This window comes from Prevotella sp. HCN-7019, assembly GCF_037890215.1.
GTDB lineage: Bacteria > Bacteroidota > Bacteroidia > Bacteroidales > Bacteroidaceae > Prevotella.
The window spans coordinates 110,929-125,098 of sequence record NZ_JBBKBO010000002.1; the positions used below are offsets into that span (position 1 = coordinate 110,929).

The window sequence follows — 14,170 nt, forward strand, 5'->3', positions numbered from 1 at the left end:
GTATCCAGCGGATAGATTCCCGCAACGATGCTGCCGCATTTCGATTTATAATTATCAAAGCTTACTTTTCCTTATCACGGAATACCATTAATAAATCGGTGGAGTAAAACATTTTTTCAGGAAGTTCATCCTTATTGCCTTCATATTTATAGAAGTGGGCATAAATCTCTGGGCTCACATAATCCAATATATTGTATAACAAACCGTCAGAGACAAAAGGATGCTCTAAGGCATGTTCTTTTCCGTATTGCGCCATCAGTTTTCTCAGGCTTCTGACGATTTTGCTTTTAAGGCATACTTTTGAGAATACGGAAGGAATACCAATTCCTTTTTTGCCCGCTTTCTTATCATATTGCCGGCACAGGTCCACACTCCCGTCTCCGAAATCCAGCGTGTTTATCTTCACTATTAATTCATTGTCTATGCCATACCTCTTTGTGATGTCATCCATGACACACTTCAATCCGTTCATCATGTCCTCTAAAGACATGTAGCAGCCGAGGGTCTCAAGATTCTCGTCCTTACAGTCTATTTTTATAGAACGTACCAGACCGTCATCTGCAATATGTACTTCAACTGTATTACCTGTCTTTTTCCCATTTTTATAATAGGAATAGTCTGTCATTTTATTTAATATATCTTTATAAATAGGTTCATAATACGTTGAGTCAATCTTCACCGATATTATCTGTATATTGTCGTCCGATGTCTGGGCATTCGCCTTTGAAACAACGAAGAGGGAGAATAATATCATTAAAAATCTTACCTGTCGCATATATTTTGTCTTTATATTTGTCATGATGCCGATAAATAAACAGCTATTAAAAACCGGCAACTATTTCCTGTCTACGAATTCTATTATATAGTCCCATGCATAAATCATCTTCTCAGGAAGCGTCCCCTTATCACCGTTATAACCATAAGACCTGATATAAGCATCAGCGTCCAAATAATTCCATCGGGCAAAATCGGAACATCCACAATCCTCGAACTCCATCCCGTACTCTTTCATCATATCATTTATGCTTCTGAATATCGCACTCTCGATAAATAGTCTTTTGAATAAAGAAACGTCATGTCTTATCTTATGACGTTTCTTATCATATATACGGCAGAGTTCAACGCTTTCCTCTCCGAAGTCGAGTGTATTCACCCATATTTGGAATCTGCTCCTTATACCGTATCGCTTATTGGCATCTGCCACAACATATCTCAATCCGCTCATTACATCATCAAACGTCATATATCCTGTGAAATCACTGTCTGCCACGTCGAACTGTATCTCATCAACCCTGGTTCCGTCATTACCTAAAACATTATTTATCAACCATGTCTTTTCTCCATTCTTATAGTAGTGATAATAGATGTTGTACTTGTAAGCATACAAAGTATCACTTCTTGATATTTGTTTCCGCTCTTCTTTCAGTTGTTGGCGAGGATAGATGATAGAATCAATCTTCACAGTTATAACACCATCACTGTCATCTGACACCTGAGCATCAGTCTCTGCAATAAAGCAGAGAGAGAACAACACTGTAATTAATAATCTTAATAGTCGCATAATATATAATAAACTATTTAGGACTTAGAGTAATTCTAGCAAGATTCAGTAAAACATTATAAAGGTAACACTATTTCCTGTTTAATGCAAGCAAGACAACAGAAAATCATAAAATGTCCGAACACTTGTATAATACCATACACACCTTCATTTTTATGAACCTACAGCCGACATTCTCCAAGGTCAGAATCCATCCTCGTTCTGTTTCGCACGCAAGACTACACGTCTCAGTTCCTCCTTCACATCATCCATCGGACGGAACGGCACCACTATGTCCAGATTGGTGTTTATGATACAATATATCTGCTCCTCGTCGTTGTCCTCACCTCCGAATCCGTCCTCATCGGCAAAATACTGTCCGTCGGGATAAATGGTCCACGCCAACGCGCAGAAACCTTCCTTAAAGTCGCTGTACCTTCCAAACCAATACCTCACGTACCTGTCGTCCACACAACCGCAATGTTTGAAACGGCGGTGGATCCTCTCCACATCTATCTCACTGTCGTCCACAAGCACCCTTCCGCTCGCTGATACAAACATCCTGCGCTTCCCCGTAGCCATATTCAAAAGCGTGAACGAACCGTCTCCAAGCAAAGACACCACTCCACAGCCGATGTCTCTGTATTCGTCCTTATCTGCTCCGGGCTGCGTTTCCTGCTTCTGCGGCACACTCTCCACAGCCGCACTCTCCGCATCTTTTCCACACATGTCATCCTCCGCCGCCGACACAACCGTCTCCACAGTTCTTATCTCCTCCCTGCCGGCATCCGTACTCAGAATCTCTCCTTCTTCGTCCGAAAAGCTGTAACCACGCTTCCGCAGCCATGCAGCCACAAGTGGCGACGATATGTCGTACAGTTTCGGCGCATATCCCAGTGCTTCGTCGCACACACCATAATTCACGACATTACCCGTTTCCATATTTATTGCCTGCCACGAATAATACCTGCTGCCATCAGACCTCACCTCCACTTCAGGTTCAGAGAGTGCTTCCATCACACTCATACCCATAAACGGCACACCGGCTATGCGCATCTCAACAAACCGCGCACCATTGCGTATATCCACAGTCTCCGCACATGTTTTTACTTTCATATCACTATCGTTTGTTTTTCCATTAATATTCCATCTTTCTTGACAGCCACCGGCATTCGGCACACCCTACCGCCGGCACTGCCGTAATAAACCGGACGCCGCCTGTAAGAACATCCTGCACGATGCAGTCATCCAGTAACAAAGTTACAAAATAATATCATATGTACCATATGAGCAACGGTTTTGATATACTGCAAAAATCATATATCATGATAAACACCCGACATACACACCACGCCACACACGCAGTTGATACACAACAACACATCTGCGCAGCCACAACATTGTAAAAAAAATTTACCAAAAAAACGTCCGACTGATTATGACAAAATAGAAAACCGGAAATAGTAAACTCATGCATATCAGACGGCGGAAAAAGAACCACAGACATGAAATACGACATTTGAGCCGCACTTAAATCTGTTACGAAACGCCACCAAAACAATATCCGTCCGCAATATAGGCCATATCACACTGCCATATAGGCATTATCACACCATGAAACAAACTGTATTACACGATAAAAAAGACTTTATCGGCATGCAATAAAGGCATTTTCAGAACATGGAGAAAATCCTTACGAACAATAATCAACATAACGCACTGATATTCAACAATATAAGTTAACCTCGCGAGAATCACGTATTTCGGAGCAGAAGTGACTGCGGTGGAAAATATTTAAATTTTAAACGGGGGTAGTGTAAAGATTTTTTATCAAAAAATTTATATCACACATAGGCGAAACCATATGTTATAAATATCATTTGAAAATGACAGGTAGAAACATAAATTATATAAAAACACATACAAAATATATCATCAACCGTAAAATCACAACATTTATTACAAATACATATTCCGTTTAAATAAATTATATATCAAATTTTTATTGGATATATTTTTATTCTATTCCATCATATATTTTTACCATTTTACCGTTTATTTTAAACTTTATTTACTATTTTTGCAATTATACAGCATACCCCAAACCAAACTATGCAAAAACATAATTAAGCAATGAAACCAAACAATATATTATCAAAATTAGACACACCACTAATTATTATCGGTATAATAACACTGCTGGCAATAATAAGTTTCCCATTATCTATTTGTCTGGAAGTCTTAATAATCTCTGTTTTAGGAATTCTGGGACTATGTTATATTACTCATACCATAGTGTTATTATTTTTCAAACGGATTGATTTCGACTGGAAATTAATGAACGGTCATTTTTTAAGAAGGATCATATGCATTATCGTATTACTGCCTTTTACATTTACTCTCATAATCGGAACTTCAATATATGCAGGAAAAAAGACTCAATTAAACACAATCAGTTCAAAAAAAGAACTTATTTACGAAGAATCACTTTATGCTAAAAATGACAGCTTGCCATTAGACTTACGCAACAAACAAGATAGTCCGTCTTTGCTATGGATTGTATATAGCCATTTTATGGATCCCGGTAACCAGCACATGGCAGCATCAACAGCCGGTCGTGGATGGGTCGCCATAATCGCAATATCCGGAGTGATATTCTTAAACGGTATTCTGATATCAATACTTACCAACTGGTTTGACAAAAGACGGGAGCATTGGTTGCGCGGAGAAATCAGGTATCCACGTTTTTTCTTAAAGAAAAACAAATTTGCCATAGTAATAGGAGCCAATGAGATTGTGTCGTCTGTCATAAAGAATCTGCTCTCGCACAAAACAGACGGAGAAATCAACTTCAAGTGCGAAGGAAACAATGAATATGTAATTCTACAAACCTGTAAGGAAGCTGTGGATGTACGAGAAGAACTATCATCGCATCTGACAGAAGAAGATCTTAAACGTGTTATTATATATAATGCTCAACGCGATTCCAAAGCCGAACTTGCAGAACTGTTCATAGAGAATGCTACGGAAATATACATACTCGGTGAATCGACGCTGAAAGATCAAGGTGAGACATACCATGACGCATTGAATATGAAATGTGTCAATATGATAGCAGATTATCTGGACCATATAAACAATAAGAACAGAACAGATAAAAACGAAATACACAAAAAAGTATGTAAAGTAATGTTTGAATACCAAACAACATATTCAATTTTTCAATATTCAGACATGCCGGAAAATGTAAACGATAATATCGTCTTTATACCATTCAACTGTTACGAGACATGGGCTCAGAGAGTGATGGTGGAAGGCGTATTTGACAATAGAGAGCATAAAGACTGCTCAGGCAATAATGATGAGACAAGAACAAGCAACAGCGGTATCAGACCCGATTTTATAGAATATACCCCTCTGGACGGGAAAGGCATATCATGTGATTCTGACGAGTATGTACATTTCGTAGTTGTCGGGATGTCAAAGATAGGTGTAGCCATGGGCGTGCAGGCAATGTTTCAAGCTCATTATCTTAATTTCAGAAAGGCTAGATCAAGAATAACATTTATTGATACAAACGCTGATAAGGAAATGGCATATTTTAAAGGAAAATATGCAAACCTTTTCAGCCTCACAAGAAATAAATATATTGACGCGAATAACTGTCCAACAACAATGTTGGATCCCGACCTCGGATGGATTGATCCTGCCGAACAGCAATACTATCAATGGGCACATCTGAGTCAAGACGGCAAGAATTTTATTGACCTGGAAATAGAATTCATAAAAGGAGAAATTGAATCGAACGGAGTACGTACATACTTACAGAGGATTACTAAAAACAATAAATCAAAACTTACTATAGCTGTATGCCTCACGCAGACACATCAGGCTTTAGCTGCAAGCTTGTATATGCCCGTTGAAATATATAAGAAAGTACAGGAAATATGGGTTTATCAACGTGAGGCATCTGATATTCTGACAAATCTTGGAAGCTCGGAACAGAAAGACAAGCGTTATAAAAAACTGCGTCCTTTCGGCATGATCTATGGAGAATACATGAGAGATCGTTCTTTGTATCTGAAGTCGCTTTTGACAAATGGAGCATATAACATAGACAATAGCTTAAAAAAAATAGACTTTGGAAACAAGGATACATATACAAACTTACGAATGAAATGGAAAGAAATGACCATTGCAAAAAAATGGTCCAATAAGTTTTTTGTAGATACTATTTACCAAAAGATACGTGGTGTTATACCAGAATTGTTTGATTGTGAAAATGTTGCAGGAGCATACAAATTAAAACTGTTCGGAAACACAACAATAAAAGATATAGAGAAAAGACTGCGAAAAGCCCTTAAAGACAACGAGGACATATTGGGACAATGTGAACACAACAGATGGAATGTACAACAATTATTAATGGAATTCTGCCCATGCAGAAAAGAAGATGATGAACTCTGCTGTAAATTGAATAACACATATAAAGAAATGTATCTGCTGACAACAATATATGATAAGACTCCATCAACAAATTATTCTGAAAAGAAACTAACTATGGATAAAGCAAAAAGTGATTTCAAATTAATGAAAGACGAACTTAAAGAAAGTGAAAACAGAATACATCCAAACATTTGCGAATACAGCCATCTGGACGACGTTGATTTTGAAGCAAAATCGTTCGACATTAATCTTAATAATGCCATTCCAGAAATAATCTTTTTGGTTGACGGTTATGGAAAAATAAAATTGAAATAATGTAAAATCAATCAGAAACGTGTATATGAAACAACTTAATATCAAAGTAAACGCTTCGGAATTTATTCATCCAGAAGACGCGGCTGCACTTAGACAATTGGAAAATATTCCAGGATTCCCGGCACTGGTTAAAAAGATTTTATCATTGGGATTGGAGCAAATGCAATACGGTGTCAACATGGCCTCTGCAATAAGACTTTCACCAACACAATTACCCAACATTTATAACCATTTACCTCCAATATGCGACAAATTAGGTATTGACGAACCTGAATTTTATCTTGATAATGAATCCGATACCAAACGCATGGACTTTTGGTGATACCAGAATATACATCACAATAACATCCGGTTTGGTTGAAATGATGGACAATGAAGAACTCGACGCCATAATAGCACACGAATGCGGCCATATAATCTGCCGACACGTTTTGTATCATAGTATTGCCAGATACATACTTAGCGGTGCAGATTCGTTGGGAGTATTGGGCACATTGGCTGTTCCAATACAATACGCTATACTTTATTGGTATAGAAAAAGTGAATTGTCGTGTGACAGATGCAGTAGCATCATAACATCCCCTGAAATCGTAAGCCGCGCAATGGCACGGCTTGCAGGAGGTCCTAAAGAATTGACAAAAGATATAAACATGCAGGAATGGGCTTTACAAGCCGACAAGTATGATGAAATACGTACGGATGGATTATGGAATAAGACTCTTCAGTTGTATGTAACGATGGGCTTGGACCATCCGTTTAATGCGGTGCGTGTACGGGAAATACTGAAATGGGGAGAAAGTGCACAATACTTGAATCTTAAAGAGAACCTGAAATCAGAAACTTCAGGCAAAAAATGTAATAACTGTGGAAGAAGTGTCTCACCAGATTGGACCTTCTGTAAATATTGTGGAAATAAATTACGTTAACCAATAAAACCTATACAATTATGTTTTTCGATGAAAAAGGAATACTCAACATTGACGAGTTTATTGTAAATAACGAGTCTTTCAAAAAAATAATGGAAGACGGCATAGTAACTAAGGAAGAGATAAAGGCACAATCGGAGAAGGTTGTTGCCCTGCTTCATGACATGGAGAAAAAATATAGCGAAGCCCAGCTTGTAGAAATTAAAGAGTTGCTTGTTGAGTCTGGCGTGCTTTACGCTGTTTATAATTTTTATTCAATCCAATCATTAAACTTAAATAAATAAAAATGGGAACTTTCAGTACTAAAAAGACATTATATGGTCCGCAATCGTTGATACCTCAAATAGCAGAACGTATTCAGGAAGAATTTCAAAATGAAGGATATACAGTTAAGGCAGAGCCCCTGAGCGGTCGTGGATATGACTTATCAATTACGAAAGGAGGAATGTTTAAGGCCGTGTTAGGTATGAAAACAGCGTTGAAAGTAACGCTGTTGCCACAAGGAGCGAACATTCTTTTTGAAGCTGGTGTCGGCATTTGGGGACAACAGGCCATACCGACAGTTATCTCCATGCTTTTTTTTGGCCTGTTCTTATTACACAAATATGGGGAATTATTGAGCAGTCGAAACTTGATAACAAAGCGTTGGAGATAGCACTAGATATGATAATTCTGAATAGTGGAGGACAAAATGAAAAAAAACAAAATAGCGGAAAGAGATTTTGTACGTCGTGTGGTAATCAGAATCCCGATAATGCCAGATTCTGTAGCGAATGTGGCCGGCCGCTATAATTGAATGATGATAACTGGATATAAGTAAAGTAAAATAAACATACATTAAAGAAAGGATACATAATGTCAATAATTGAAATGATAGAAAAGTTCATAATAGACCATAATTTTGATTTTAATTTCGGATATTCATTTCTTGCGTTCGTTGTATTGTTAGCATTTTTGGCATTATGCCTCTTGCGTAACAGTTGGCGCAGATGGATCTTCCGACATTTAAAGTGTATAGCAGTCTGTGTTTTCATTGTCGGAATCTTAGTTTATATGATCGGATTCAACGAGCACGGCAGTAAGAACGATTTTCTTGTGCTGTTCTTGCGTTCGTGTATCGCATCTTTGGAAATGTTCGTATCGGAATCTGAGTTGATCGAGGTTGGTGTATCTTTGAAAGGAAATCATCTCTACATGATTTTGTTCTCCATTACACATTTCATGGCTGTCTTTGTAAGCGCTATTTTCATTCTTAGGCTGTTCGGGCTAAGGTTGATGTCAATGTGCAGGCTGTGGTTGCGCAGTCTGTTCTGTAAGGACTACAATCTTTATGTGTTTTGGGGAATTAACAAGAAGGCAATGACCGTTGCCGAAAGCATATTAAATGATACAAAGTCTGTTGATAGAGATAAAAAGGCTTATTTGGTTTTCGTAAGAATGGGCGATTGCAGCAAGCATCATTCGTCGCGTTTCACGTTCAGTCATTTCTTCCATACTATTGACGACGGCATCGAAGAATATGTAGATCGTATAGAGCTGCTCAATTCTGGCAATGTAAAGACATTCTTGACCGTTATCGACAATTTAATAGATATGGAGTTTGTAAAAAACTATGATGGTTACGACATATTTGAGAAAATAGGCTTGAAGAATCTTAGGCGTTGCATGTGCAGAAGTCACAAAACAGAATTCTTTGTTCTGTCTGAGGATGAACATAGAAACGTAGAGACCGTTTGTGCCATGATGAGTTTAATGGATAGATATAATTATAAGATTTCATCAATTTACTGTCATGGACGTGAGAATAGGATAAACAAGAGTCTTCTTGAAACATGTAAAGCTTGTAAAAATACTTATTTGATAGATTCGTCCATGCTTGCCGTACAGCAGATAAAGAAAAATGCTGACAGCCAGCCTGTCAATTTTGTTGAATGCGACAATGTTACGGGCACGGTGTCATCAATGTTTACTGCTATGGTTATCGGTTTTGGCGAGACAGGTCGCGATGTGTTCAGGTTTCTTTATGAATTTGGTTCGTTTGTCAAAGAAACCAAGAAAGGTGCTGACGGCAAGGATGATATTATAGAACAAGACAAGAAAATATATGTAGTTGACAAACATCTTGGTGAGCTTAAAACGAAGTTCCTTGTCAATGCTCCGGCTCTTAGAAACAACAATTCAATACAGTGGTTGGATGATATTTCTACCTACGATATGCCGTTCTGGGACAAGATGAAAGAAATAATAAACCAATTGAATTACGTTGTCATAGCTGTCGATAATGACGAAGATGCCGCATTTATTGCCGTTCAGATTTTTGAGTTCGCACATTGTTACCGCGAAAATCTTAACAGATTTAAAATATATGTCAGGATGCGTGACGAGAACAGGAAACAATTACTTGAACAGATAAAGAAATATAGGATAATAACAGACGGAAAAGAAATAAAAATAATTGAAGCGTTTGGAATAGAAGAAAAGGTTTTTGCTTATGAAAACCTTTCAGAAGAGTCCACGGAAGATAAAGTGGAAAACTTCCATTATGAATACGACATTATTTATAATGCCATAAGCAAGGGATTACAACAAGATACGGAAATAGAAAAACTAGACGCCGCTGGTAAATCTTTTAAGGATTATTACCAGCATGAGCAAAATCGTTCTAATGTTTATCATATTTCTACGAAATTAATATTGGCCGGTATTGCTGATAAAGATAAAAATCAAGAAAAACTTAATCATCTCATTTCAGTTACTTCACGTAATGAGCGTAATGAATATCCTGAACTTACATCTGAAACAGACAAGACATTGTTTAACAATCTTGCTTATTGCGAGCATTTGCGATGGAACGCAAAGATGGAGCTTTTAGGTTTTGTTTATGGTGAACATAAGTCTATGAAACATAAGACGCATGATTGTTTCTTAAGTTGTAATGATTTGATACGCTCGGACAAATCTTACGTGGCTGATACATTGAGATATGACAAAGGCATTGTAGAACTGAGTCTTAGAGGTTTAAAAGACAAAACGAATGACTGATAAGGAAATAATAAAGAGATTAATTGCCAAAGATAATCAGCTGACTACGGAGTTCTTCTTCGTCAGGTGCCGTCCGCTTTTCTACAGCATCATACGCCACGTTTTTTTGTATGAAGTCGATTACGACGAGTTCGTCAATGAATTGTACCAATACCTGATGGAAGACGATGCTGCCAAGCTGCGTGGATTCCAATACCGCTGTTCGCTGATGCAATGGCTTAAAGTGTTGGCAATCCATTATTTCGTTAAAAAAAGGAATTTGCTGATAAAAGACACAACGCAGGAGTCTCCTTATAATAAGAACATTAATGAAACTACGGAGTCTGTTTCATCGGCAAAATCTGATTTGGAACGTATTTTTAACTTTATGCAAAATAAACGTTATGTTTATGTCATAAGGAAACTTGTAATAGAAGATATGAAACCAGAACAGTTGGCTCAAGAACTTGGAGTGACAACAGCAAATCTGTATAACATCAAGCGGCGCGCAATGTTCGCACTGACGGAAGCCGCTCTAAAAGACATTAAGCATTATGGCAAATAATAATAAAAATATATCAGACGAATTGCTTGCTGCCTTTCTTGAGGGCAACATTTCCGACGACGAGACAGCACAAATATTGAACGCTATGCAAACTGATTCTTCTATACGCGAAATTCTTGAAATTTCTTTAGATCTTGAGAAGGAAGAACGCGTAATAATGGATAAAGACCTGCCAATGGCACAAATGGCGGCAGAAAGCAGAGCAAATCTTTGCTGTGTACACTGCGAAACATATATACTTAACCGACATAACATCGAATTCAGTGAGTCGGAGCTTATCAATACCGCCCGCGAAAACAACTGGCTTACAGATAAAGGCACACCGCTGTACGCAGTGGGACAGCTTTTATCATTAAAGGGCATAATGGTAACACGGACCTATAATGCAAATCTGACTGATATAACAGAAGCGCTTAAACGTGGCAACAATATAATAGCAGTTATCAACAATGACAAGCTCAATCCGACTCTACCGGATTCAGACGATTTACCCAACCATGCGGTTGTTATCACCGCTATTGACAACTATGGGCAGAACTTGACAATCTACAATCCACAAGAATCAGTTTCGTCATTGCAGCAAATCTGTATTTCCAATTTCATGAATGCCTGGCGCGAATCCCGCAATTATATGGTATGCACAATTAAATCTCCTGATGAATACAATCCACGTCCGATAAATCTTGATGATATAGACCTTACAGACCACCTATTGGATTTGCGCGAGGCAATAGCAGAAAATGCTCATGACGTATGGGCATTAGCACGAATCAATGAAGGCTGGACATACGGTCCGGTGCGCGATGATGCTAAAAAACAACATCCTGACCTAGTTCCGTATTCCGCACTGTCAGACAGCGAAAAAGAATATGACCGCCTGATGGCAATGAATACGATAAAACTTGTAAAGAAGTTGGGCTTTGAAATTGTAAAGAAATGACTTTGAATCTAAAAACTATTAATTATGGAAAGAAAATATAAGATAAATAATTCAGAAATAAAAATATGCTTTGGCGATATTCTGAAAACAAAAACAGAAGTTATTGTTAGTTCTGATGATTGTCTTTTGTCTAGAGGTGGAGGTATTTCCAAATGTATTTCTATTGCAGCAGGTGAATCCTTACAACAAGATACAAAAAAGAAAGTTCCTGCTTCTTTAGGAGATGTTGTTGTAACCACAGCTGGTAATCTACCTCAAAAATTTGTCTTTCATGCTATAACGATTGATAAAAAATATTCAATTTGTCAATATGTTTTGAATCAAAAACAAAATAATGAAGTTTATCAATTTATTATAAAACACTCAATAAGAGAATGTTTTAAACTTTTAGCTGCACATAACATTCATTCTATTGCATTTCCTGCAATAGGAGCCGGTGCTGCGGGAATTCCATATGAAAAAGTTGCACAGCTTATGTCTGAAGCAATTTCAGAAGTATTGTTGGCAACAAATAAACATTATGAAGTAGAAATCTATCTTTATGATCGTTTTGAGAAAATGACAGAGTTGGATTTCTTACCTTTCTTTGAATGTTTCTCATATGCTTCAAAATATTCTCTTGACATAGAAAAAAGAGAAAATAAAAATGTTTCAAATGATTATTCTAAAGCCAACATGGTTGATAATGCTAAAAAAATTAATATGAATCACCAGGTCTTCATAAGTTATTCGCGTAAAGATACTGAGAATATAAAACCGATCTGTAGTATTCTCAATGATTTAAACATAAAATATTGGCTTGATGTTAATGGTATATATAGTGGAGAAAATTATAAAGATGTCATATGCGATGCCATAAAAAAAGCAATATTAGTTATATTCATATCATCTAAAAACTCAAATGCTTCAAGTAATGTAGCTAAAGAAATAAGCTTGGCAGACAAATTCGGAAAGACAATTATACCTATTTTATTAGATAAGACACCTTATGCACCAAGGATAAATTATGATTTAAGCAGTATTGACAGTATTGATTATTCGGACAGAGATAACAATGTTTTAGATAAATTACGTCTAACTATTCAAGCTAAATTAGTAACGGTTCAAGACACATAGAATACATAAAATATATCCTATAAACGGTAAATTCTGTAAAACGCGACCATCTCAATATGAAAACATTAGCCTTCATTTCTTATTCACGCAAAGATAAGTCCGTTGCGCATTGGCTTCATTCTAAATTGGAAAAATATCCTTATCCCAAGGTTTCCATAAGTATCGAAAACCGTCCTCTAGACAAAAAATATTTACGTCCTATATTTATAGATGTAAAGGATTTGTCTGTGGACGAACATCCTTTCAATGAAAAAATAAAAACTGCACTAAGAGATTCTCGCTTTCTCATACTTATTTGCAGTAAACATTCAGTATGCTCTGAATTTGTCAATAAGGAAGTTACATATTTTCTTGAGGTTCACAACTTTGACTATTCAAAGATAGTTCCGATATTCATAGACAATGTGGATGACAATATTCCACCTTCCATAGCTAAATCAAGTGTCATGCAGCGCCATTTTCCTATTTACAACACAACATTGAGCGAAAAGAGCGAGGCAAATACTTATTGTTTTTACCAAATCGCTGCCTACCTTCTCGGAATTGATTTTTCATATTTGTACAACAGATATGAAAATTATGCAGCAAAAAGGAAAAAGAAATATTACATGTATGTTGGATTCCTTATTTTATCTCTTATTATAATAATATTGAGTCTTTTCTCACAATATAGAAAGCAACAGGACTTGGCACAGTTCGAGAAAGATGTTTTCCCGCGTTCTGTTATGGTTGGATATGTCAACAACTTTCTGCAACCGGTCATATCATATATGAAAAACAGAGATCAGAACTTCAAGATTTATGTTCTTATGCCTATAAAGCAAGAAGAAATACTGAATCACCAGAAACGGATTGATGACATACGCTATGACATGGTAAAACAGCTTGGTGCTGATTCTCTTAAATTTTCAAGATTACCTACATCCATGAAACGAGGATCCACCGTAACAACAATATGCACCAAAGATAACAGATACAACAATATATTTTTAGACTTTGCTTCCACCACAAGTTCTTTTCTTGAAGTAGCCGAACACAAGAAATCACACGAAGCTTATCGGCAAGCTGATATTGATGACCTGATTCTTGAATATGCGAATACATTTGTATCCGAAGCAAAACAGAAATTACAGAAAGACTCTGTCTTTGTGAATTTTTATTTTTCGCAAGACGCTCTTGTCTCCAAATTAAAAGAATACTAATATAAATAGTTCCTATATGTCGCATAGAAATATTATTTCTTTTTTCAGAAATTATAGACTTGTCACTGTTTTGATATTCCTATTACAATCCGTCGTACT

Annotated in this window: 14 protein-coding genes; 11 read left to right on the forward strand and 3 right to left on the reverse strand. The window is 36.9% G+C overall.

All coding sequences use genetic code 11. The features are described 5' to 3' along the window. Positions 1-61: 61 nt before the first annotated feature. The 3 genes from WKT13_RS03555 to WKT13_RS03565 all read right to left on the reverse strand — a co-directional run bounded on the left by WKT13_RS03555 (position 62) and on the right by WKT13_RS03565 (position 2,656). Complete coding sequence (locus WKT13_RS03555; protein ID WP_340322864.1) at positions 62-799, reverse strand: hypothetical protein; 738 nt, start codon at positions 797-799, stop codon at positions 62-64. A 36-nt stretch (positions 800-835) separates the two neighbouring features. Then, on the reverse strand, positions 836-1,561 hold the full coding sequence (locus WKT13_RS03560) for a hypothetical protein (RefSeq protein WP_340322865.1): 726 nt from the start codon (positions 1,559-1,561) through the stop codon (positions 836-838). 183 nt (positions 1,562-1,744) lie between these two features. Beyond that, the gene (locus tag WKT13_RS03565) at positions 1,745-2,656 is read right to left on the reverse strand and encodes a hypothetical protein (RefSeq protein ID WP_340322866.1); all 912 of its coding nucleotides are present in this window, start codon (positions 2,654-2,656) and stop codon (positions 1,745-1,747) included. Between the two features lie 1,017 nt (positions 2,657-3,673). Here WKT13_RS03565 and WKT13_RS03570 point away from each other — a divergent pair. The 11 genes from WKT13_RS03570 (at position 3,674) to WKT13_RS03620 (ending at position 14,071) form a co-directional block, all read left to right on the forward strand. After that, positions 3,674-6,301 (forward strand): hypothetical protein, encoded by a 2,628-nt coding sequence (locus WKT13_RS03570; RefSeq protein ID WP_340322867.1) that lies wholly within the window; start codon positions 3,674-3,676, stop codon positions 6,299-6,301. Positions 6,302-6,326: 25 nt separating this feature from the next. After that, entirely contained in the window at positions 6,327-6,623 is a 297-nt protein-coding gene (locus tag WKT13_RS03575; protein WP_340322868.1) for a hypothetical protein, read from the forward strand. Continuing rightward, positions 6,589-7,227, forward strand: a complete 639-nt coding sequence (locus WKT13_RS03580; RefSeq protein ID WP_340322869.1) for a M48 family metallopeptidase — start codon at positions 6,589-6,591, stop codon at positions 7,225-7,227. The genes WKT13_RS03575 and WKT13_RS03580 overlap by 35 nt, the downstream gene beginning before the upstream one ends. Positions 7,228-7,247: 20 nt before the next feature. Further along, entirely contained in the window at positions 7,248-7,511 is a 264-nt protein-coding gene (locus WKT13_RS03585) for a hypothetical protein (protein ID WP_340322870.1), read from the forward strand. 2 nt (positions 7,512-7,513) lie between these two features. Next, complete coding sequence (locus WKT13_RS03590) at positions 7,514-7,882, forward strand: zinc ribbon domain-containing protein (protein ID WP_340322871.1); 369 nt, start codon at positions 7,514-7,516, stop codon at positions 7,880-7,882. 8 nt (positions 7,883-7,890) lie between these two features. Further along, entirely contained in the window at positions 7,891-8,019 is a 129-nt protein-coding gene (locus WKT13_RS03595; RefSeq protein WP_340323106.1) for a zinc-ribbon domain-containing protein, read from the forward strand. 261 nt (positions 8,020-8,280) lie between these two features. Then, complete coding sequence (locus WKT13_RS03600) at positions 8,281-10,269, forward strand: hypothetical protein (protein ID WP_340322872.1); 1,989 nt, start codon at positions 8,281-8,283, stop codon at positions 10,267-10,269. After that, positions 10,262-10,813 (forward strand): DUF1492 domain-containing protein, encoded by a 552-nt coding sequence (locus WKT13_RS03605; RefSeq protein ID WP_340322873.1) that lies wholly within the window; start codon positions 10,262-10,264, stop codon positions 10,811-10,813. Before WKT13_RS03600 ends, WKT13_RS03605 begins: the two co-directional genes overlap by 8 nt. After that, positions 10,803-11,753, forward strand: a complete 951-nt coding sequence (locus WKT13_RS03610) for a RyR domain-containing protein (protein WP_340322874.1) — start codon at positions 10,803-10,805, stop codon at positions 11,751-11,753. The genes WKT13_RS03605 and WKT13_RS03610 overlap by 11 nt, the downstream gene beginning before the upstream one ends. A 24-nt stretch (positions 11,754-11,777) precedes the next feature. After that, positions 11,778-12,869: a macro domain-containing protein gene (locus tag WKT13_RS03615; protein WP_340322875.1), complete on the forward strand. Its 1,092-nt coding sequence runs from the start codon at positions 11,778-11,780 to the stop codon at positions 12,867-12,869. Between the two features lie 56 nt (positions 12,870-12,925). After that, positions 12,926-14,071, forward strand: coding sequence for a toll/interleukin-1 receptor domain-containing protein (locus tag WKT13_RS03620; protein WP_340322876.1), 1,146 nt, complete (start codon positions 12,926-12,928; stop codon positions 14,069-14,071). Positions 14,072-14,170 lie beyond the last annotated feature (99 nt).

Excerpts from the sequence above, each read along its gene's own strand:
- WKT13_RS03555 (WP_340322864.1), bottom strand. The coding sequence starts at position 799 with ATGACAAATATAAAGACAAAATATATGCGACAGGTAAGATTTTTAATG.
- WKT13_RS03560 (WP_340322865.1), bottom strand. The coding sequence starts at position 1,561 with ATGCGACTATTAAGATTATTAATTACAGTGTTGTTCTCTCTCTGCTTT.
- WKT13_RS03565 (WP_340322866.1), bottom strand. The coding sequence starts at position 2,656 with ATGAAAGTAAAAACATGTGCGGAGACTGTGGATATACGCAATGGTGCG.
- WKT13_RS03570 (WP_340322867.1), top strand. The coding sequence starts at position 3,674 with ATGAAACCAAACAATATATTATCAAAATTAGACACACCACTAATTATT.
- WKT13_RS03575 (WP_340322868.1), top strand. The coding sequence starts at position 6,327 with ATGAAACAACTTAATATCAAAGTAAACGCTTCGGAATTTATTCATCCA.
- WKT13_RS03580 (WP_340322869.1), top strand. The coding sequence starts at position 6,589 with ATGAATCCGATACCAAACGCATGGACTTTTGGTGATACCAGAATATAC.
- WKT13_RS03585 (WP_340322870.1), top strand. The coding sequence starts at position 7,248 with ATGTTTTTCGATGAAAAAGGAATACTCAACATTGACGAGTTTATTGTA.
- WKT13_RS03590 (WP_340322871.1), top strand. The coding sequence starts at position 7,514 with ATGGGAACTTTCAGTACTAAAAAGACATTATATGGTCCGCAATCGTTG.
- WKT13_RS03595 (WP_340323106.1), top strand. The coding sequence starts at position 7,891 with ATGATAATTCTGAATAGTGGAGGACAAAATGAAAAAAAACAAAATAGC.
- WKT13_RS03600 (WP_340322872.1), top strand. The coding sequence starts at position 8,281 with ATGATCGGATTCAACGAGCACGGCAGTAAGAACGATTTTCTTGTGCTG.
- WKT13_RS03605 (WP_340322873.1), top strand. The coding sequence starts at position 10,262 with ATGACTGATAAGGAAATAATAAAGAGATTAATTGCCAAAGATAATCAG.
- WKT13_RS03610 (WP_340322874.1), top strand. The coding sequence starts at position 10,803 with ATGGCAAATAATAATAAAAATATATCAGACGAATTGCTTGCTGCCTTT.
- WKT13_RS03615 (WP_340322875.1), top strand. The coding sequence starts at position 11,778 with ATGGAAAGAAAATATAAGATAAATAATTCAGAAATAAAAATATGCTTT.
- WKT13_RS03620 (WP_340322876.1), top strand. The coding sequence starts at position 12,926 with ATGAAAACATTAGCCTTCATTTCTTATTCACGCAAAGATAAGTCCGTT.